This is a genomic window from Microvirga alba (assembly GCF_015694465.1).
Lineage (GTDB): Bacteria > Pseudomonadota > Alphaproteobacteria > Rhizobiales > Beijerinckiaceae > Microvirga > Microvirga alba.
In genome coordinates this window covers 491,817-513,110 of record NZ_JADQDO010000002.1, presented here as the reverse complement: position 1 = coordinate 513,110, position 21,294 = coordinate 491,817, and the positions used below count along the sequence as shown (strand labels likewise).

At 61.2% G+C, this 21,294-nt stretch carries 10 protein-coding genes; 6 read left to right on the top strand and 4 right to left on the bottom strand.

Going from position 1 to position 21,294, the window contains the following annotated elements; genetic code table 11:
• Positions 1–9 precede the first annotated feature (9 nt).
• Positions 10–348, bottom strand: a complete 339-nt coding sequence (locus tag I2H38_RS06695; RefSeq protein WP_196271042.1) for a P-II family nitrogen regulator — start codon at positions 346–348, stop codon at positions 10–12.
• Positions 349–846: 498 nt separating this feature from the next.
• Here I2H38_RS06695 and I2H38_RS06690 point away from each other — a divergent pair, with 498 nt between their 5' ends.
• Entirely contained in the window at positions 847–4,209 is a 3,363-nt protein-coding gene (locus I2H38_RS06690; protein ID WP_196271041.1) for an autotransporter outer membrane beta-barrel domain-containing protein, read from the top strand.
• A 109-nt stretch (positions 4,210–4,318) separates the two neighbouring features.
• Here I2H38_RS06690 and tesB read toward each other — a convergent pair whose 3' ends face one another.
• Positions 4,319–5,179 (bottom strand): acyl-CoA thioesterase II, encoded by an 861-nt coding sequence (gene tesB, locus I2H38_RS06685; RefSeq protein WP_196271040.1) that lies wholly within the window; start codon positions 5,177–5,179, stop codon positions 4,319–4,321.
• Between the two features lie 140 nt (positions 5,180–5,319).
• Here tesB and I2H38_RS06680 point away from each other — a divergent pair, with 140 nt between their 5' ends.
• Together I2H38_RS06680 and I2H38_RS06675 are read left to right on the top strand one after the other, a co-directional pair.
• Positions 5,320–6,573, top strand: coding sequence for a ubiquinone biosynthesis hydroxylase (locus tag I2H38_RS06680; protein ID WP_196271039.1), 1,254 nt, complete (start codon positions 5,320–5,322; stop codon positions 6,571–6,573).
• 238 nt (positions 6,574–6,811) lie between these two features.
• Positions 6,812–7,156 carry a hypothetical protein gene (locus I2H38_RS06675; RefSeq protein WP_196271038.1) on the top strand — a complete coding sequence of 115 codons (345 nt, stop codon included), beginning with the start codon at positions 6,812–6,814 and terminating at the stop codon, positions 7,154–7,156.
• 83 nt (positions 7,157–7,239) lie between these two features.
• Here I2H38_RS06675 and ppa read toward each other — a convergent pair whose 3' ends face one another.
• Together ppa and I2H38_RS06665 are read right to left on the bottom strand one after the other, a co-directional pair.
• Positions 7,240–7,773 carry an inorganic diphosphatase gene (gene ppa, locus I2H38_RS06670; protein ID WP_196271037.1) on the bottom strand — a complete coding sequence of 178 codons (534 nt, stop codon included), beginning with the start codon at positions 7,771–7,773 and terminating at the stop codon, positions 7,240–7,242.
• A gap of 143 nt (positions 7,774–7,916) precedes the next feature.
• On the bottom strand, positions 7,917–8,423 hold the full coding sequence (locus I2H38_RS06665; RefSeq protein WP_196271036.1) for a GNAT family N-acetyltransferase: 507 nt from the start codon (positions 8,421–8,423) through the stop codon (positions 7,917–7,919).
• A 327-nt stretch (positions 8,424–8,750) separates the two neighbouring features.
• Here I2H38_RS06665 and I2H38_RS21380 point away from each other — a divergent pair, with 327 nt between their 5' ends.
• The 3 genes from I2H38_RS21380 (at position 8,751) to I2H38_RS06650 (ending at position 20,948) form a co-directional block, all read left to right on the top strand.
• The gene (locus I2H38_RS21380; protein WP_196271035.1) at positions 8,751–10,853 is read left to right on the top strand and encodes a calcium-binding protein; all 2,103 of its coding nucleotides are present in this window, start codon (positions 8,751–8,753) and stop codon (positions 10,851–10,853) included.
• 282 nt (positions 10,854–11,135) lie between these two features.
• A complete protein-coding gene (locus tag I2H38_RS21375; protein WP_324617355.1) occupies positions 11,136–14,162 on the top strand; it encodes a M10 family metallopeptidase C-terminal domain-containing protein in 3,027 nt (1,008 codons plus the stop codon).
• Between the two features lie 816 nt (positions 14,163–14,978).
• Entirely contained in the window at positions 14,979–20,948 is a 5,970-nt protein-coding gene (locus tag I2H38_RS06650) for a cadherin domain-containing protein (protein ID WP_196271034.1), read from the top strand.
• Positions 20,949–21,294 lie beyond the last annotated feature (346 nt).

The window sequence follows — 21,294 nt, the reverse complement described above, 5'->3', positions numbered from 1 at the left end:
AGGGGTTGATCAGAGGGCGTCGACATCGGTCTCGCCCGTGCGGATGCGAACCGCCTTTTCCAGCGACAGGACGAAGATCTTGCCGTCGCCGATCTGGCCGGTGCGGGCCGCCGCCGTGATTGCATCGATCACCTGCGGAACCAGATCGGACGCGACCGCTACTTCGATTTTCAGTTTCGGCAGGAAGCTCACGGCATATTCGGCGCCGCGATAGATCTCGGTATGACCCTTCTGCCGTCCGTACCCCTTCACCTCGGTCACGGTGAGGCCGTGCACGCCGAGCGCGGTCAGCGCATCGCGGACCTCCTCGAGCTTGAACGGCTTGATGACCGCCATCACGATTTTCATGGGTTGAGCCCCCTTTGAGACGTTGCCTGGACAGGAACGTAATCCGGCCCGGAGCAACGAGTTCCACATGAACCCGCCCGGCTGGTGCGAGTGTCGGGAAGGGTAAGCAAAAGATGTGCCAAGACTTGTCTGGACGCGATTCAACATTCGCTGCCTCTTGAATGGGCAGCCGGGATTCAGCCAGAAAAGGCGCAAATGCCTAAAAATAGGGCAGGTTAATCTCGCGGCTCATCGCGCCTTCCCGTCAGGCGGCGTACGTCGCCTCAAAGCGCACTGGTTAGCGGGTTGCAGCATCCACACCCGCCTTACGGCGCGATCGACCGATCTCCGGCGGCGCAGTCCATTTTTTGCAATAACGTTCGTTGTGGCTTGGCAACAGAGCGAATTATTTGCATTCCGTAATGACAGGTGTCCTAGCGTCACAACAGCTTCGCCACGTATCCGCGTCTCCCGCTGCGGCGAGATCCGCAGCGCTGTGATTCGTTGGAGACCCTCCCAATGCCGACCTGGCGTTTTGCCCTGCTATCGACGACTGCTGCCCGCACCACGCTCGCCACAACCGTGGCCGCATTGCTCGCGATCTCCGCAACGCCTGCGGCTGCGCAGTTCGCCGGTACCAATGGGTCGAACGGTGCGAGCGCAACCCCCGGTGTCGCCGGGGCCGGTGGGGCCAGCGGAGCCTCAGGGGATGGGAGCCTCAGCGACGGCGTGGGCGGCGTCGGTGCCCATAACGGTATCGGCTCAGCCGGATCGGGTCCGGAGGGTGGACCGTCAGGGACCTCCGGTTCGGGACGCGGTGCGGGCGGAGGCCCCGACAGCGGCGGAGCTGGAGCGACGACATCGAGCGATAGTGGTGCGTATGGCGGCGGTGGCGGCGGCGGCGGAGGCCGGGGCGCGGCCATCACAACGGATTTCAACAATACGTCCACCATTGTCGGCGGCAATGGCGGCAACGGTGGCAACGGCTCCAGTTCTGGTAGCTGGGCCGGCGGTGGCGGCGGCGGCGGCGGCGGCAATGGCGTCGTTCTGGTCGCTCCCGTGCTGATCAACTCCGGCACGATCAGGGGTGGCAACGGCGGCAGCGGCGGCGTCGGAACGGGCGGCAATTATAGCCCGACAATAGATGACGGAGCAGGAGGAGCCGGCGGCAGCGGCATCCTGGTTCAGACAGGCGGCCCGGCCGCGCGCATCGAGAACAGCGGCACGATCGAAGGCGGCAACGGCGGCAACGCGACTTCGGTGCGAGGGCAAGGTGGTGTCGGCATCAAGGGCCGAGACCTCACCATCATCAACAGCGGGACGATCAACGGCGGCGGGACGGCCAATGCCATCGTTTTCACCGGAGGCGCGAACCGTCTCGAGCTTCAGGCTGGCTCCAGCATCACCGGCAATGCCGTGGTGCAAAGCGGCACGGGCGTTTTGGCGCTCGGCGGAGCGGCCAACAGCTCGTTCAACGTCTCGGCCCTTCAACCGGGCTCGCAATACCAAGGCTTCACGTCGCTCGAGAAGGCGGGCACGAGCACCTGGACGCTGACGGGCGCGACGACCAAGGCAACCCCTTGGACCCTCAGCGAGGGAACGCTGTCGGTTTCGGCCGACAACAATCTCGGCACGGGCGCGCTGACCTTCAACGGCGGCACGCTTCAAGTGACGGGTACCGGCTTCTCCTCGACCGCGCGCGCCATCAATTTGGGCGCGAACGGCGGCAGCTTCGAGATCGTCGATGCCAATCACACCCTCACCGTCAGTCAAGGCATCTCCGGCAGCGGTAGACTGACGAAGACAGGCCTCGGCACGTTGGCGCTGTCGGGTGCGAACAACTATTCCGGCGGCACGACCATTTCGGCCGGCACCCTCGTCGGGGATTCGACCAGTCTGAAGGGACCCATCGTCAACAATGGGGCCCTCGTCTTCAAGCAATCCATCGACGGAACATTCGCGGACAACATCAGCGGTAGCGGATCTCTGACCAAGGCCGGCACCGGGACCCTCACGCTCACCGGCATCAATACCTATACGGGCGGAACCAACGTGAATCGCGGCACGCTCGTGATCGCCGGCCCCGGTGCGCTGGCCAGCGGCCCCGTGACATTCAACGGTGGCGTCCTGCGCTTCTCTTATACCGGCGCGCTCGACCGGCCCATTGACGTCGGTGGGAGCGGTTTCACCGCCGATACCAACGGCAACAATCAGACGATGCAGGCCCCGCTCAGCGGCGGCGGCACGTTTACCAAGACGGGATCCGGCCTGCTCAACCTCACTGGCACAAGCACGCTCTCCGGCCAGACCACTGTCGAGGCTGGCCGGCTGGCCGTGAACGGGTCGCTGGCGAGTTCCGTGGTGACGACGCAAAGCGGGGCCACGCTCTCGGGTTCGGGTACCATCGGCGGCCTGTTCGCCCAGGGCGGCGCGACGGTTGCGCCGGGCAATTCCATCGGGACGCTCCACGTCGCGGGCAATATCGGCTTCGCAGCCGGTTCGGTTTATCAGGTTGAGGTGAACGCCGCCGGCCAATCCGACCGTATCGAGGCGACCGGTACGGCAACCCTCTCGGGCGGCACCGTGCAGGTGCTGGCAGAGAGCGGAAACTATAGCCCCTCGACCACCTACCAGATCCTGAGCGCGACGGGCGGGGTCAACGGGACTTTCGCCGACGTCAATACGGACCTGGCGTTTCTGACCCCCTCGCTCGGCTACCAGGCCAATGCGGTGATTCTGACGCTGGTGCGCAAGACGGATCCAACAGTTCCTCCCAAGCCTGATCCTACGCCTACACCTACGCCTACGCCCGTCGCGTTCAATTCGGTGGCCGTGACAGCCAACCAATGGAATACGGCGAATGGGCTCGAAGCGTTGGGCGGTGGCAACCCTCTCTTCGGTGCGGTTCTGGGGACCAATGCCTCCGGTGCCCGCCAGGCCTTCGACGCGCTCTCGGGCGAGGCACACGCCAGCGCGGCCACGACGGCCTATGGCGATGCGGCGCTGGTGCGCAACGCGCTCCTGAGCCGGCTGCGCAATGCCTCGGATTCTCAGCCGGGCGGGATTGCCCTGTGGGGTGACGGCTTCGGCTCCTGGGGCAAGCTCGGTTCGAATGGGAACGCAGCCGGTCTCGACACGTCCACGGGCGGATTCATCATTGGCGCCGACGCGTCGATCAATTCCGCCTACCGGGTCGGCATCGCCGGCGGCTTCACCCGCACGACCTTCGACATCACCGGTCGCGCGTCATCGGGCGCGAACGAGAGCGTGTTCGGCGCGGCCTACGGTTCCGCCCAATGGGATGCGATCCGGGTCAGGCTCGGCGCAGCTTACGCCTCGCATGACATCGACCTGAACCGAACCGTCGTCTTCCCCGGCTTCCGAGATGCTGTGTCGACCTCGTACGGTGGATCGACGATGCAGGCCTTCGGAGAGGTCGGGTATCGTTTCGCCTGGGGCGGGTTCCAGGTTGAGCCCTTCGCCGGAGCCTCCATCCTGCGCCTGCACACTGACCGCTTCCAGGAGAATGGCGGCGCGGCCGCGCTGACCGGATACGGCCGGACTTATGATCTGGCGACGACAACCCTGGGCGTCCGGGCAGAGGCGCGCCTGAGCGACGACATCCCGCTGACCCTTCGCGGCATGCTGGGCTGGCGCGCCGCTTATGGCGATGTGGCGCCCAGCGCCCTTCAGGCCTTCGCGGGCGGAACCTCGGCCTTCGCCGTGTCGGGCGTGCCGGTGGACCGCAATGCGCTGGTCGCGGAAGCGGGCCTCGATTGGCAGGCGACCTCCAACCTCAGCCTCGGCGTCGCCTATACGGGCCAGATCGGATCGCAGGCGCAGGATCACGCCGTGAAGGGGAACCTCACCTGGAAGTTCTAGAGCATGATCAGAACAAGCGGAAACCGGTTGTTCGCCTGGATCATGCGGCAATAAGGGATCGAGAGCTTGATCATGTTTCAAAGAGACATGACCATGCTCTCGTCTGGAATCAGGCAGAACGGTCGCGGATCAAACCTTCCTGCGCCACCGAGGCGACGAGGGTGCCGTCCTGCTTGAAGATCAGCCCGCGCGAGAAGCCGCGCGCGCCCGAGGCGTTCGGCGTGTCCTGAGCGTAGAGCAGCCATTCATCCGCCCGGAAGGGGCGGTGGAACCACAAGGCATGGTCGAGGCTCGCCGCCTGAATCACCGGCTCGAACACGGTTCGGCCATGGGGCATGAGCGAGGTGTCGAGCAGGGTCATGTCCGTGGCGTAGGCGAGCACGCATTGGTGGATGGCCGGAATGTCGGGCAGCCGACCCGTGGTGCGGATCCAGACATGGAAATTCGGGGCCATCGGATCACGCGACATATAGCGGTTGATCTCGACAGGGCGCAGCTCGATGGGGCGCTCGCGCTGGTAATAGGTGCGCATCGGCTCCGGCATCTTCGGTAGAAGATCGGCCTTCACCTCTTCTTCCGTCGGCAACTCGTCCGGGCCGGGGACCTTCGGCATCGGGGCCTGATGGTCGAAACCGGGCTCGTCGATCTGATAGGAGGCCGACATGGAGAAGATCGCCTGCCCGTGCTGGATCGCCACCACCCGCCGCGTGGTGAAGCTGCGCCCGTCGCGGATGCGGTCGACCTCGTAGATGATCGGCACCTTGGGGTCGCCCGGCAGCATGAAATAGCCGTGCAGCGAATGGGGATGCCGTCCCTCGACGGTGCGGCTCGCGGCGACCAGCGCCTGCCCGATCACCTGTCCGCCGAACACCCGCTGCCAGCCACTCTTCGGACTTTGCCCGCGAAACAGGTTCACCTCGAGCTGTTCGAGATCGAGAATCGACAGAAGGTTCGCGACGGCGCTGGACATGGGTTTCAGATCCTCCCAAGAAACGTCATCCATCGAAGAGCTGGGCCGCGAGGTCAAGCTTGACGCTGGCCGGTCGATCGCTGACACCCATCTTGTACCCTAGATTCCCCTCAGGCGGTGGATGTCGAGGAGAGAAAGCCATGAGCGTAGAACGCCCCCGCATCGTCATCGCAGGAGGTGGCCTCGCCGGCCTGTCGCTGGCCCTGGCCCTCAAGCGCGCCCTGACCGACGGCCTCGACGTCATCATGGCCGATCCGGCCCTCAAGCGCGACCCGCACGGCGACCTGCGCGCCTATGCCATCGCCGCCGCCGCGCGCCGGATGCTCGAAACGTTGAAGGTCTGGGATCAGGTCGCCGACAAGGCGCAGCCGATCCTCGACATGGTCATCACCGACAGCCGCCTGAACGATCCGGTCCGGCCGACCTTCCTGACCTTCGAGGGCGAGGTGGCCGAGGGCGAGGCCTTCGCCCACATGGTCACGGCGGGCGATCTCACCGCCGCCCTGATCGAGGCCTGCAAAGACTCGGGCGTCATCCTCAGAGCGGAAGGCGTGACAGGATTTGCGGCGCAAAGCGCGCGCATCGACGTGACGTTCAGCAACGGCGAGAGCGTTCCCGCGGCCCTTCTGGTCGCCGCCGACGGCGCGCGCTCGCGCCTGCGCGAACAGGCGGGCATCGGCTGGATCTCCTGGCCGTATCACCAGTCCGGCATCGTTGCGACCATCGCCCATGAGCGCGATCACGAGGGCAGGGCGGTCGAGCACTTCTTGCCTTCCGGCCCCTTCGCCATCCTGCCCCTGAAATCCGAAACCCTGCCCGACGGCACGGTCAAGCATCGTTCCTCCATCGTCTGGAGCGAAAAGACCGCCAATGTCCCGGCGCTGCTCGAATCCGATCCGGAGGATCGGCTCGTCGAGCTGGAGCGCCGCTTCGGGCTGCAGCTCGGGCGGATTTCCTTCGAGACCAGGCCGCAGGCCTTTCCGCTTTCCTTCGGCGTGGCGCGCTCCTTCGTGGCTGAGCGCATCGCGCTCCTGGGTGACGCGGCGCATGTCATCCACCCGATTGCCGGGCAGGGCCTTAATCTCGGCCTGCACGACGCGGCGGCTCTGGCCGAGACCATCGCCGATGCGCTGCGCCTCGGCATGGATCCCGGCGGGGCGGATGTGCTGGAGGGTTATGAGCGCGCGCGGCGCGCCGACATCACCGCCATGGGCGTCATGACCGATGGGCTGAACCGGCTGTTTTCCAACGATCTCCTGCCCGTGCGCCTGATCCGCGATCTGGGCTTGGGCCTCGTCGACCGGATGCCGGGCCTGAAGCGCTTCTTCATCCGCGAGGCGGCCGGGCTGACGGAGCGGGACGCGCCGCGGTTGCTGAAGGGCGAGGCGCTGTAGGCCCCCATGAAACAGGGTTCCCCGCAGACCCTGCTTTAGGCGAAGTAGACCTTCCGGCCGGGGGATGTAATCTTGTCCATCGGGGTCATGGATCGGATGGCGGGTTCCGCGGCGGGAGAGAAAAGACCGATGACGGGCGATTCGATGCGCTTCACCTCGGATGGGACCCCGTGATCGGCAATCTCTGCCCCCGAGAGCGAGGCCGTACCAGCCCCTCGGCTCCGGCAGGATCAGGCTCGTGGGGGGCGGTTCCTTGAGCGATCCGCGTTATCGGCCTCGGCGGCCTCGGCGGCCTCGCACGGCTCTCGTCATGCTCGCGGCGGGGGCGTGGCTCTCGGGAACCTCGGCGATCGGCGCCCATGATTGGTATCCCCCGTGGTGCTGCGACGACAAGGATTGCCGCGCGCTTTCGGAGGAAAAGGGCGAGACGGTTCGGGAGGCTCCCGACGGCTGGCACCTGTGGGATGGGCGGATCGCCGCGCGCGGGTCGGCGAAGCTGTCGCCGGACAGGAAGTTCCATCTTTGCGAGGAAGCGACCACCAGCGCCATCATCTGCTTCTTCGTGCCGCCAGGTTCGTCGTGAATCGCGTGGGTTAAGCAACGCCCGACCGCTCAAAAAAATGGCCGGAGCGAAGCCCGGCCATTCCAAATCGTGAAAAAAAAGCCTCAGCCCTTCTTCTTCGCCCGCTCGATGCCCTCGAGGATCAGGCGCTTGGCCTCGTCCGCATCGCCCCAGCGGATGATCTTGACCCACTTGCCGGGCTCCAGATCCTTGTAATGCTGGAAGAAGTGCTCGATCTGCTTGAGGGTGATCTCCGGCAGATCGGTATAGGTCTTCACCCGGTCGTAGCGCTGGGTGATGTGGGCTGAGGGGACGGCGATGATCTTCTCGTCCTCGCCCGCATTGTCTTCCATCACCAGCACGCCGACGGGGCGCACGCTCATGACCGCGCCCGCAATGATAGCGCGGGTGTTGGCGACCAGCACGTCGCAGGGGTCGCCGTCGCCGGACAGGGTGTGCGGGATGAAGCCGTAATTCCCCGGATAGCGCATGGCGGTGTAAAGGAAGCGGTCGACGAAGAGGGTGCCGGCATCCTTGTCCATCTCGTATTTGATGGGCTCGCCGCCGATCGGCACTTCGATGACGACGTTCACGTCGTCCGGCGGGTTCTTTCCAATCGCGATCGCATCAAGGCGCATAAACGTAGTCTCCGAAAAGTAGGCAAAAAAGGTCGCCGCTTCCCTAGCGCATGATCCGCTGAAGTGGCAACGGTTCGGCGGTCGGATCATGCGCAGATTCAAGCGTTTAGGGCGGGCCTCGGCGACAGGGGCCGAAAAGGCCTTTAGCGGAAGAGATAGGCGATTTTTGCCAACAATACGCCGCCGATGCGCTCTTCCACCCGCGCGACGCCCTGGCCGCCCAAACCCTCGTAGAAGGCACAGGCGCGCTCGTTGTCGGCGAGCGCCCATAGCACGATACCGTTCATTTCCCGGGCGCGCAGATCGTTGCATACGGCCTTGAAGAGCCGGCGGCCGAAGCCGAGGCCCTGATATTCCGGCAGCAGATAAAGCTCGTCGATTTCGCCTGCGGCCGGCAACGCCCGGTCGCGACAGCGCCCGTAGGAGGCATAGCCCGCGATGCCCTGCCCGATGTCCAGAACCGCCAGCGGGCGGCCCCGCGAGAGGGTGGAGCGCCACCAGCGCGTTCCCCGTCTTGCCAGCATCTTCTCCAGCGCGACGCCGGGAATGATACCCTGATAGGCTTCGCGCCAGGCGGCATCGAAGACCTTGGACAGGGCAGCGGCATCCTCCGTCTTGGCGTGACGGATACTGACGAGAAGGTCGCTCATGGCTCGGTCGGGTTCTCCGAAAAGACGGCATGGGCGCTTCGTGCGGACATGAAGCGGTGACGTTGCCGCCTCCGATCCGACGAAGCGTAACCATTGAAACAGAAGGCATTGCCCTGCGCAGCTGGCAAAATGACGCAAAGGCCGACGGGGCTGTGACGTCGTCCATTCAGTGTACGCGCGCGGCTCCTCTGGATGTTCTTCTTAATCCAGAGTTCCCACCCGGCCTCCTCGAAGTGCGCGAATGCACTTCCATAACGTTATACTGAGACTAGATACGTCATAACGATGAAAATCGATTTCCTAACCTCGATCTTTGGAAACACGCCCATGACCCGGCATATCATTAATGAAGACAACGCGATCAATGTGACTGGCGCCCCCGGCTTCTCGCTTCCCAATGGTGACGAGATCGTGATCTCGCGGTGGGGCTACATCACGGCGACCGGATCCTCGGCCAACGGAATCATGGCGGCCGGCAAGGCGTCGATTACCGTTTACGGTGCCGTCGGCAGCATCGACGACACGGCCATCTCCGCGGTGAACGGCCCGACGACGACGACGATCGGATCGGGTGGAATCGTCTATGGCAGCCTCTATGGCATGGCCCTCGGCAATGGGTCCGCCACCGTCCAGAACGGTGGAACCATCGCGAATGGGAAGAATTGGGGATGCGCCATCCTTTACAGCTCGCCCAGCTCGGCTGAGGGCCTCACGGTATTCAATTCCGGCGAGATCCTGGGCGCCACCGGCTCGGGCAATGGCGTCGGGGCGATCTGGGCCGAGGGGTTTGGCGCCGACACGGTCGTCAACACCGGCAGGATCCGCGGCAACGTTTCGCTCGGGGACGGCAACGATCTCTATTTCGGCAAGGGCGGAACCGTCGAAGGCATCATCGATCTCGGCTTCGGCGACAACCAGGCCTATGGCGGCGCGGGTTCGGAAACCTTTACCGCCTTGACCGGCAACGACACCATCGATGGCGGCGACGGCATCGACACCTTCACCATCTCTGAGGTCGCGCTGACGCTCGACCTGTCCGTGACCGGCCCTCAGAATACCGGCCTCGGCATGGACGTGATCCGCAACATCGAAAACATCGTGAGCGGTATCGGTTCGGACAAGCTGACTGGCAACGCGCTCGCCAACGTCTTCGATTCCAAAAGCGGCTTTGACACGCTCGATGGCGGCGGCGGCGACGACCAGCTGTTTGGCGGAACGGGCGATGACAAGCTCTTCGGCGGCGAGGGTAACGATACGCTCGATGGTGGGCAGGGGAATGATACCGTCGATGGCGGCGCGGGCTACGACACCGTGACCTTCCGCGACGCGGAAACGCTCAACCGGGCGGTGACGCTCGATCTGTCCAACCCGTCCTCGCCCGGCAACACCTATGGCGCCGACACTTACATCAACGTCGAGGCCTTCCTCGGAACCAAGCTCGGCGACACCTTCACCGGCGATGCGCTTGGCAATCTCTTCGATGGGGCGGCCGGCAATGACACGCTCAGAGGCGGCGGCGGCGACGACACGCTCATCGGCGGCGCGGGCGCGGACCGCATGGAGGGCGGCGTCGGCAATGACAAGTTCTATGTCGACAATGCCGGAGATGTCGTTGTCGAAATTGCGGGCGGTGGTGTGGACGAGGTCGTCGCCAGCATCAGCTATGCTCTGACCGACCAGGTGGAAAACCTGAGCGCGGCCGCGACCGGTGCGCTGACCCTCACGGGCAACGGGCTCGACAACAATATCAAGGGCAACGCCGCCAACAATGTTCTCAACGGCGGCGCAGGGGCCGACACCCTCGATGGCGGCGCGGGCGCAGACCACATGCTCGGCGGTTCGGGCAACGATACCTACCACGTGGACAATACCGGCGACGTCGTGACGGAGGTGGCCGCTGGCGATGGCCTCGATACGGTCATCGCGAGCGTCAGTTTCACGCTCGGCGCTTTCGTCGAGAACCTGACAGGTTCAGGCGCGTCGTCTCTGACCCTGACGGGCAACACGCTCGACAACGTGATCACGGGTGGTTCCGGCCATGACACGCTCTACGGCGGGCAGGGTAAGGACACGCTGACCGGCGGCGCGGGCAAGGACACCTTCGTGTTCGACACCAGAATCGACAAGACAAAGACGCAGGTCGATCTGATCACCGATTTCAACGTCAAGGACGACGGCATCTGGCTCGACAACGCGATCTTCAGGGCGCTCGGCAAGAAGGGCACTCCCGCCAATCCGGTTCAACTGAAGAAGGACGCCTTCTGGATCGGCGCGAAGGCGCACGACAAGAGTGACCGCATCATCTACGACCTCAAGAAAGGCGCGCTCTATTACGATTCCGACGGCTCCGGCAAAGCCGCCGCGATCCTGATCGCAACCTTGCCGAAGGGCCTCAAGACGCTGTCGGAGAAAGATTTCTTCGTGATCTAGAAGTTGAAGAAAGGCGCCGCAATCCGGCCCGAAGAATGGCTGCGGGCCGCATCCTTTGGACAATGCCGGAAGGATCAACCTGCCGTGGCGCATCGAGCCGCGGCTAAGTCACTTCTTTGTTCTCCGAAGGTTAGCGCAATTTTAAATTGCAGATCGCATTAGGGGAGGATCGTTCGCCTCTCGGTTAACCAACAGTCGAGCAAACGGATTGACGGAATGTTGTTGCAATTCATAGTTTGTTCAGCAATATTATTACGAAGCGTAATGTCGTAGGAGGTCCCTATGCTCAGTGATTTTCCTCAAGCCGTTCCCGGTGATGGTGAAGGCCCGCCGAACACAGCTCCCACCCAGGTCGCCTTAACTAACACCTCGGTCGTGGAAAACGTGCCTGTCGGCACGATCATTGGCTATTTTTCGGCCAAGGATAAGGAACAGCCACTCTCCAAGCTCGTATTCAGTCTGGTTGAATCCAATCCCATTCTTGAGATCGGCGGGAACGGGGCCACCGGTTACTACCTATACGTGAAAGACAATAACTATCTCGATTATGAGTCGCCATATCTGCCGTTTCACACGATCGACATTACAGTCGAATGCAGCGACGGGCTGGCTTCGACGCTGAAGAGGTTCTCGATTCAGATTCTCAACGCCAACGAACGCCCGACAGATATTCTGCTGAGCAATTTTTCGGTTGTAGAGCTCGCTTCGAATGGAGCGGTCGTTGCAGACCTTTTCGCTGTCGATCCCGAGGGGGCAAAGGACATTGCCGATATTTCGGTCGTCGATGTCGCAAATAGCGCCTTCGACGTGACAAAGGTTTGGAACGAGCTTGGCTTCTGGGACTTCCAGCTGGTCGTAAGGGATCGATCCAAGCTCGATTATGAGAAACTTCCCGGCGGCAAGATAAAAGTCAAACTCGTTGCCACCGACAAGGGCGGTCTCTCTTTCGAGAAAGAGGTTACCATCGATGTCATCGATCTTCCGGAGCCTCCTCGTGATATTCGCCTGAGCGCCACTCAGGTTCGGGAGGGGGCAAGCGGACAGTTCGTCGGCGAACTGAGCGCGGAGGCGGACTTCGGGGATGAATTCATTTTCACCCTGAAAGATGCCGCAACCAGTCCCTTCTATATCTCTTCCTATTACGACTCCGCGCTCGGAAAAACAGTTTATCAACTTTTCCTCAGGGACGGCAGCAAGATCGACTATGAAACCACGCCGGGCCATAAGATCGACATCACGGTTCTCTGCCAGAAGACGAGCGGGGGGATCGCCGTCGAGCAAAAGATCACGCTCGATATCGTCGATGTGGATGAGGCTCCGAGCCTTCAGATCACGGGCGACGAGCTGCTCAAAGACTCACCCAATGGAACGATGATCGGTACCGTCAGTGCCATCGATCCCGAGGGCGGCATCGTCAATTTTGTAATTCTCGGTGCCTATGCGGACGCTTTCAATGTCGTCCTGAACGAAGAAACCGGACAATTCGAATTGCGGGTCGAGGACGCCAGCCTGATCGACTATAGTCTCGACTTCATCGACCTTATGATTGTCGCTTCAGACCTTCAAAATCATAAAACCGAGAGATACGTCACCGTAAAAATCGTTTCCGCGACGGACGGGCCATACAATATCTCCCTGTCGAACAACACGGTCGATGAGCAGGCTCCGAACCAGACGGTCGTTGGCGTCGTCAGCGCCATGGATCGCCAGGGGGACGCGATCACCTATTCCGTCGCGGGAGCGATGGCGAACGTGTTCGAGGTGGTAAAAAACCCCACAACGGGCTTGTACGAGTTGCGCGTCAAGGACGGCAGCAAGATCGACTACGAAACAGCCGATCGTCTCCCCGTGACGATCGTCGCCGACGACGGACATGGTCACGTGAGCCGGAAGGATTTCGAGATCATCGTCAACGACGTCAACGAGGCTCCCGAGAATCTCCGTTTCATTGGCGGCGAGTTTCTGAAGGGCTCGTCGGACGGAACCGTCATCGGCATCGTCAGTGCCAAGGACCCCGAAGGGGATCCGATCACCTACACCCTCTCCGGTGCCTTGGCGGACGCGTTCAAGGTGGAGTACAATGCGGCAACGCGCGCGTTCCAGCTGAAGCTGGTGAACGCGGGGCTGATCGATTACAACTCCATCACGACGATCAACCTGACCTTGTCCGCCAATGACGGGCACGGGCATATCGTCGAAAAGCCGATCGTGCTCACCACCGTCACGCCGAATGGAGCGCCCTATAATATCTCCTTGTCGGACGATAAGGTCGCTCATCACGCCGCCGATTTCACGCTCGTCGGCGTCGTCAGCGCTATCGATCCCGAAGGGGACGACATCACTTACTCGATCGCCGGCGGAACGCTGCCGGACGCGTTTTGGATCGTCAAGAACGAGGCCTGGAATCGATACGAGTTGCGTGTCAAAGACGGCAGCAAGATCGACTATGACACGGTCTATCTCCACCAGGCCGTCGTAACGATCCTCGCCGATGACGGACACGGCCATGTCAGCCAGAAGAATTTTACGATCGGGATCGAGAAACCCGGATCGGGTGGCCCGACGGACGCTGTCTTTTCGGATGGCGGCTTTGTCGCGGAGCTTTCATCGAGCGGAACCTATGTCGGCACGCTTTCCGCGGCTGGCGCGGGAATGAGTGGTGCGCTGACATACACCCTGCTTGAGGGGACTGATGCGTTTGAACTGGATCCGACAGCGAACAACGTTCTTCTCGTGAAGAACGGCGTGAAGCTCGATTACGAGTTCGGCAGCGAGTATGCGATCAAGGTCCTGGTGAAGGACTCGGCTGGCCGTGAGCTTGTCGTGTCGACGAAGGTCGATATCCTGAACCTGTCGACGGAGATCATGCGGGTTGGCGCCGCGACGGACGACAAGATCAAGGCGACGGGCGGCAAGGATGTTCTGATCGGCGGCGAAGGCAACGACACGCTCTGGGGCGGCCTGGGTAACGATAAGTTGACGGGCGGCGGCGGCAAGGACGTGTTTGTTTTCGACACGAAGCCGAGCGACAAGAACATCGATACGATCACGGACTTCAACAAGGCGGACGACATGATCCACCTGCAGAAGGCGGGTGCGTTCACGCTGCTGACGAGGGGTGCGCTGAGTGCGGCGCAGTTCCATGTGGGAGCGGAGGCGACGGACGAGTTCCAGCGGATCATTTACGACGATACGACCGGCTTCCTGTATTACGACGCGGACGGCAGCGGCACGGATGCGAAGGCGGTTCAGTTCGCGATCCTGCAGAAGGCGCCCGATCTGTCTCACACCAACTTCCTGGTGATCTGACGCCTCGCGAGGCAATCCGCCAACAAGGCTGAGCCTGCAAAGACACCCGCGCTCACATAGCAGCGCGGGTGTTTTGCGTTGGGTCCTCATGAAAATGCTCGGCGTTAGGACGCGTGAAAAGCACGTGAGAATTAAGAAAGAGCAGCGGACGACAAACCTTGGTATGGCTCGAACGGTCGACCCGAAAGCTATTCCGGCAGGGTCTCAAAATCTCGGGCGTCATTATCACGCTTGAAGAAAAGGCTGTCCGAGCAGCCTTCTCGTGCAGTGTGCTTTGCTCCCTGCGCCGCTTCGACTGGCGTATTCCGGGCGCCGAAAGTCGTGCCAGTGGTGAGGTCGCAATTCTGGGGATGGCGCGGCGGATGTGGCCCCGACGCGAAGGGGCCTGCGAAAGGTCAAGAATGTCATGCGTACTGAAAACGAAAACCGATAGAGAGCAAGTCGATTTTCCTATTGTTCGAGTTGAAGCGCGGCTTATAACTTCCATGTACGTGATATAAATTGGTTAATTTGCGTTAAATACACGCGGTTTTGTTAACAAAAATGGGAATTTGATTCATCGTGACCCAATCATTGCATCAATATCTATAACGTAACCGCAAAATAACACTTCGCGATCTCAACGGCGGGAGTTCCTTCGGCTCTTGATTGTTACGATATGACATTGTATTTTTGCCATGAAATACCGTCCGGTGTGGACTTAGTCGCGAGAGGGGAATCGCCATGGCCTTGTTTCCGTATGTTTGGGCAAGCACAAGATTCGTTACGGATTACAGCGAAAAGACCGCCAGGATAACGGCGCTCAAGGACGGAAGGATGCTGGTCGCGAGTCAGCAGTCATATTTCTTCCTGAATGCGGACGGCACGTTTACGTCCACCCCATGGAAAAACCTCGGAAAGAATATCGAAACCGCTGCGCTCGATGGCGGTGGTTTCGCTGCGACCTGGACCGATACTTCGGGCAAAAGGAAGGGCGCCATTTTCGATTCCTCCGGGAATGCAACCTCCTTCGAGGCGACTGCCGGCCAGATCACGGGACTTACCGGCGGCGGCTTCACGATCAATGACTATTCTGCCGGCAGTCGCGTGATCTCGTATTATGATAACTCGGGGGTTCTCCAGAATCCGGGCGCGCCTCCGGCGACGGTAGGATTTATAAAGGCACCGATCATCGATACGAAGAATGGCGGCATTGCCTATCTCGCGGCCGGGAACTCGGCTGAAGGTTCGGGGACCCACATATACTTCACCAGTCCCCTCGGGACCCAAGTCTCCGCACCGAGGCTGTTGCCTCTTGCCGTTTATGACTACGAAGGCGCGGGCTTCACGCAGTTGTCCAATGGAAAATTCGCAGTTTTCAACCAGGGCAAGGTCATCATCTTGTCCTCAACTGGCGATGTGCTGACCCAGATTAATATGGCGCATGCGAGTACCGACATTACCACCAACAAAATCGTGGAGCTCGACAATGGGAACTTCGCGGTCCTCTACTCGATCCGGAGCTCCAAGGTCGTAGAAGGCGAAACCTATTACGCGTGGTACACGCAAAGCTTCGATTCGAATGGTGCGAAGGTCACCGAGAATGCCCTCGTAGCCGAGGCTCCGCGAAAGTTCGCGGGGAACCTGTCATCCCTCCACGACGGGCGATATACCGTTGATTGGATCGACTTTGATTCCAAATTCACTTACTGGGACAATGTACGCGTCTATGACGGGCGGCAGAGTCCGGTGAAATGGACCTCGGGTGCAGGCGACCCGAAGGACATGCAATATGCCGGGACCAGGTACAACGATACGCTGGATGGCGGCGATGGCAGTGACTCGCTCTATGGCGGCGAGGGCGATGACCTGCTCATATCGGGTTCTCGCGATTTCGCGGACCTCTATCACGGTGGCGAAGGTAAGGACTGGGTTCTCTACAACTGGGCGAACGTCGTTGGCGGCAAAGGATTGGTGATCAACGCCAACGACACATCCAAAAGTTCGAACGAGGCGCATAGCGACATCTATGTGGAAATCGAAGCGATCAATGGAAGTGCCGGCGCCGACACGATGTACGCGAGCACGACCATCAAAGAGATGGCCGGCGGCGCTGGCAACGACGTCATGTACGGAAGCACCGAGGCGGATACGCTCGACGGTCGGGAGGACGACGACTTCATCGACGGCGGCCAGGGTGCCGACTACCTCTATGGCGGGAGCGGTTCCGACACGCTGAAGGGCGGCGAGGGCGGCGACTATCTCAACGGAGGGGCCGGCGTTGACATTGTCAGCTATGCGGGCTCCGCGAACAAAGTCGATGCCTTCCTGGAACAGGACCCGTTTTCCGGCAAGACGAACACTTTCGATGCCCTGGGCGACACCTACGTTGAGATCGAGGGGCTGATCGGAACGGATAAGGCCGACCGCCTGGGCGGAAACTCTCTAGACAATACGCTCAATGGCGGTGCGGGTGCCGATACGCTTTACGGCGGCGCGGGCAACGACACCTATGTCATCGACGATGTCGGAGATCTCATCGTCGACAGCAGCGGCACCAGCGACACGGCCATTCTCGAGGGCGCGAAGTTTCCGGGTTTTTATACGATCAATAACGGTCTCGGCCTTGAGAACGTCATCCTCGGCGCGGGCACCGTTGCCATGCGGGTCGAGGGAAATACCCTCAACAATTACATTCGCGGCAACGATTACGCCAACACGCTTGAGGGCGGTGACGGGAACGACACCCTGGACAGCGGCGGTATCGGCAGCTCGCCGGGTGGGCAGGACATTCTCGATGGCGGCATCGGGGACGACAAATACTATGTCCGCGATTCCAAGGTCAAAATCGTCGACAGCGGCGGCGCCCAGGATTGGGTCTACATCACCAGAGGCTTGTCCTACACACTTGAAGGAGGCCTTGGCATCGAGCATCTGTCCGCTGACGGCTATTCGGTCGCCTCGGATGGGGACAAAGGCCCTGCCCTCGGAGTGGGTCTGACCGGAAACAAGCTCAATCAGACTCTCCACGGATCCGCTTACGACGACACGCTCGATGGCGGCGGCGGCAACGATTCGCTGGACGGCGGCCAGGGCAGCGATGTCTACATTATCCGCGACAGCGTTTCCTCCGTTAAAATCAACGAATTGGACGACCCTGATCCGGGGTGGGGACTCGATACGGTCCGTCTCATCAACATAAAGGATGCCAGCTATACGCTGGGCAACGGCTTTGAGACGCTCGAGGCCGGCGATGGAACCGGTCCGATCGCGCTCATCGGCAATTACCATAACAATCTCATCGTCGGTAATGAGAAGCAAAACACGCTCGACGGTGCTGGTGGCCAGGACACGCTGCGAGGCGGCGCCGGCAACGACACCTACATCGTCTACGATCGGCTGAGTTCCACGCTGGAGGAGAGCACCCTGGAGAGCGGCGGCCGCGACACGGTCAAGCTTGCCGCGAACGGCCTCTGGGATCCGGACACCAACGACTTTTCCTACGAGTTGCAGCGCGGATTCGAGGTGCTGGACGCCAGCGCTGTGAAGGTGGGGTTGGAGCTCTACGGTGTCTACGGCCAGGACGATGAGATCATCGGCACCCAGTTTGACGATTACATCGCTGGCTATACCGGCCAAGACACTTTGAGGGGCGGCAACGGGAACGATACCTACGTCGTCGAGGATGAGCGCGCACGTGTCTTCGAGAATGCGGGCGAAGGATACGACACCGTCATGGTTTGGGGGAATGGGTTCACCCTCGACGGTGGTTCCTCGGTCGAGGAGCTCACCTCCATATGGGCCTCCCATAGCGTCAACGTTAAGGGCAACGAACTCGCCCAGCGCATCGTCGGCAGCGATTATGCCGACACGATCGAAGGCGGTGGCGGCGCCGACATTCTCAGGGGTGGTAAGGGCGGTGACACCTACATCATCACCGACTCACGCGAAACCATCGAAGAGACGGACACCAGCAATCCGGCCGATATCGACACCGTCGAACTGAAGACCACTGCCTATACGCTTGCCGGGGCGGCGCGGGTCGAAGTCATCAAGGTTCATGCGGACTACATGGACACCGCGGTGTCCATCGTCGGCAGCGATTACGCCAACACGATCTACGGCAGCAACAAGAACGACATCATCAACGGCGGCAAGGGCGCCGACGAGATGCGGGGCGGCCTCGGAGACGACACCTATTATGTCGACGACCCGAATGATGTCATCATCGATGACCAGGGCTCGAACACGGTCATCGCATCCGTCGATTACAAGCTGACCAACAAGGTGACGGCGGGAACCCTCAAGGCCGATACCAACGTCACGGCCGGACTCAAGCTCACCGGCAACGGAAACGAGGATTACGTCATCGGCAGCAAGTTCGACGACGAGCTCGATGGCGGGGCCGGCGCTGTCGCCCACACCCTGATCGGCGGCGATGGTGGCGACACCTATATCGTGCGCGCCAACACCGCGAAGATCGAGGAGAAGGAAACGGGAACCGGCATCGACATCGCCAAGGTAACTCTCGCGGAGTACACGCTTGGTGGCACGGTGGCGATCGAGAGAATCGAGGCGGATGGCCGTACGGGAACAAAGGAATTCAAGCTCACGGGCAACGAATTCGCTCAGGAAATCAGCGGATTGAAGGGTAACGATACGCTCGATGGCGGTGTCAACCGCGCTGATATCACCGCCGGCGACACGCTGATCGGCGGTGACGGCAACGATACCTACTACATCCGGAATCTGCACGATCGGGTGACCGAGCTTGATGGATTGAAGGGTGGTTTCGACACGGCCATCGTGCTGGTCGACGGCTACGATATCTCCACGTTGAAGAACGTCGAGCGTATCATCTTCCGCGACAGCGAGGGGCACGATACGATCAAGACAGGCCCCGGCGACGATGTCATCGACCCGGATCACGACGCCACGATGGATGGCGGTGACGGCAACGACACCTACTACATCCGTCATAAAGGCGACGCGATCATCGAGACCACGGATGTCAGCGGCGGTTTCGACAAGGCCATCGTCTTTATCGAGAAGTTCCAACTGCAGGACACGGTCGGTGTCGAGCAGCTCGAGGTTGGCGGGGACGTCACCTTCGGCGTGCATTTGATCGGCAACAACCTGACCAACACCATCATCGGCGGCCAGGGTGACGATACGCTTGATGGCGGTGGCGTCTTCGGTCACGACGGAGCTCCCGGCACCGGCCCGGCAGGCAAGGACATTCTTCGCGGCGGCCTCGGCGATGATCTGTACATCATCAGCGATCCGACCACGGTGATCCTCGATGAGACCAATGGTCTCGATCATGGCAGGGATACCATTCGCCTCGTCAACACGGCACTCCCCACCTACACGCTCCTCGAGAACTTCGAGAATCTGCAGGCGGGCGCCGGCACGGGCGCGATCGAACTGATCGGCAACGGCGCGAGCAACGAGATCGTCGGCAACGAATTCGCCAACAAGCTCATCGGGCTCGGCGGAGACGATACGCTGGATGGCGGCATCGGCGGCAGCGACGCCGATACGCTCCAGGGCGGCATCGGCAACGACACCTATTTCATCCGCCACGAGAACGACCTGATCCAGGAGAGCCTCGACAAGGCGGACGGCACGCGTGACGTCGCCGAGGTGTATCTCCGCAAGTACAGGATCGCGGATGACCTCGGCATCGAGGTGCTCAAGGCAGGCAACATCAGCTTCGCACCGGATCCCCTCGATCCGGAATCCGACGGTGAGCCTGTCGGCGTGCACCTGATCGCGGGCGCGCACACCCAGACCATCGAGGGTGGAAATTGGAATGACATCCTCGATAGCGGCGCCCATGTCGATCCGCTGGCTGGCGTTACGCTCATCGGCGGCGGCGGCAACGATAAATACTACCTCCGCAGCGCATTGGACGATGTCGGACTCGACACCGGCGGGTGGGACATCGCCTACCTTGATAAGAGCAACTATAGCGAGACGGGGCTTGCAGATTTCATCGCGCATCTCCAGGCGCAAGGCATCGATGATATCCGCTATTTCTCCAGCAACAGCGCTCCGACGGGTATTGAGTTTTCGGATGGCGGTTCTGTAGCGGAGCTTTCGTCGAGTGGGACATATGTCGGGACGCTTGCGGCAGTGGACCCGGATACGGGCGACACGTTCACCTACACGCTTCTCAAAGGCGGGGATGCGTTTGAACTGGATCCGACAGCGAACAACGTTCTTCTCGTGAAGAACGGTGTGAAGCTCGATTACGAGTTTGGCAGCGAGTACGAGATCGAGATCCTGGTGAAGGACTCGGCAGGCCATGAGCTTGTCGTGTCGAGGAAGGTCGATATCCTGAACCTGTCGACGGAGATCATGCGGGTCGGCGCCGCGACGGACGACAAGATCAAGGCGACGGGCGGCAAGGATGTTCTGATCGGCGGCGAAGGCAACGACACGCTTTGGGGCGGCCTGGGTAACGATAAGTTGACGGGCGGCGGCGGCAAGGACGTGTTTGTTTTCGACACGAAGCCGAGCGACAAGAACATCGATACGATCACGGACTTCAACAAGGCCGACGACATGATCCACCTGCAGAAGGTGGGTGCGTTCACGCTGTTGACGAAGGGTGCGCTGAGTGCGGCGCAGTTCCATGTGGGAGCGGAGGCGACGGACGAGTTCCAGCGGATCATTTACGACGATACGACCGGCTTCCTGTATTACGACGCGGACGGCAGCGGCACGGATGCGAAGGCGGTTCAGTTCGCGATCCTGCAGAAGGCGCCCGATCTGTCTCACACCAATTTCCTGGTGATCTGACGCCTCGCGAGGCGATCCGCCAACAAGGCTGAGCCTGCAAAGACACCCGCGCTCACACAGCAGCGCGGGTGTTTTTCTTTGCGCTTTTCCAATTCAGCTCAGGAGTCTCTCCGACCCCGACTCGCTTGCATCGGCATACGACCTGCGACGTTACACGGAAGGCTCCACGCTTGGCGGCTTCCCGAAGTGGCAGTCCCTGCAAGAAGGCGAGATAGGACCCTGGCGGGACCAGCTTGAAATGGCGCTGCGCAAAACCTCACTCGGAGCTTGGCCCTGGCTGCCACGCAACGAGGGCCCATACCGGTCCGCGGCAATCGCCCCTTCGAAAGACAACTCACGAAGCGTC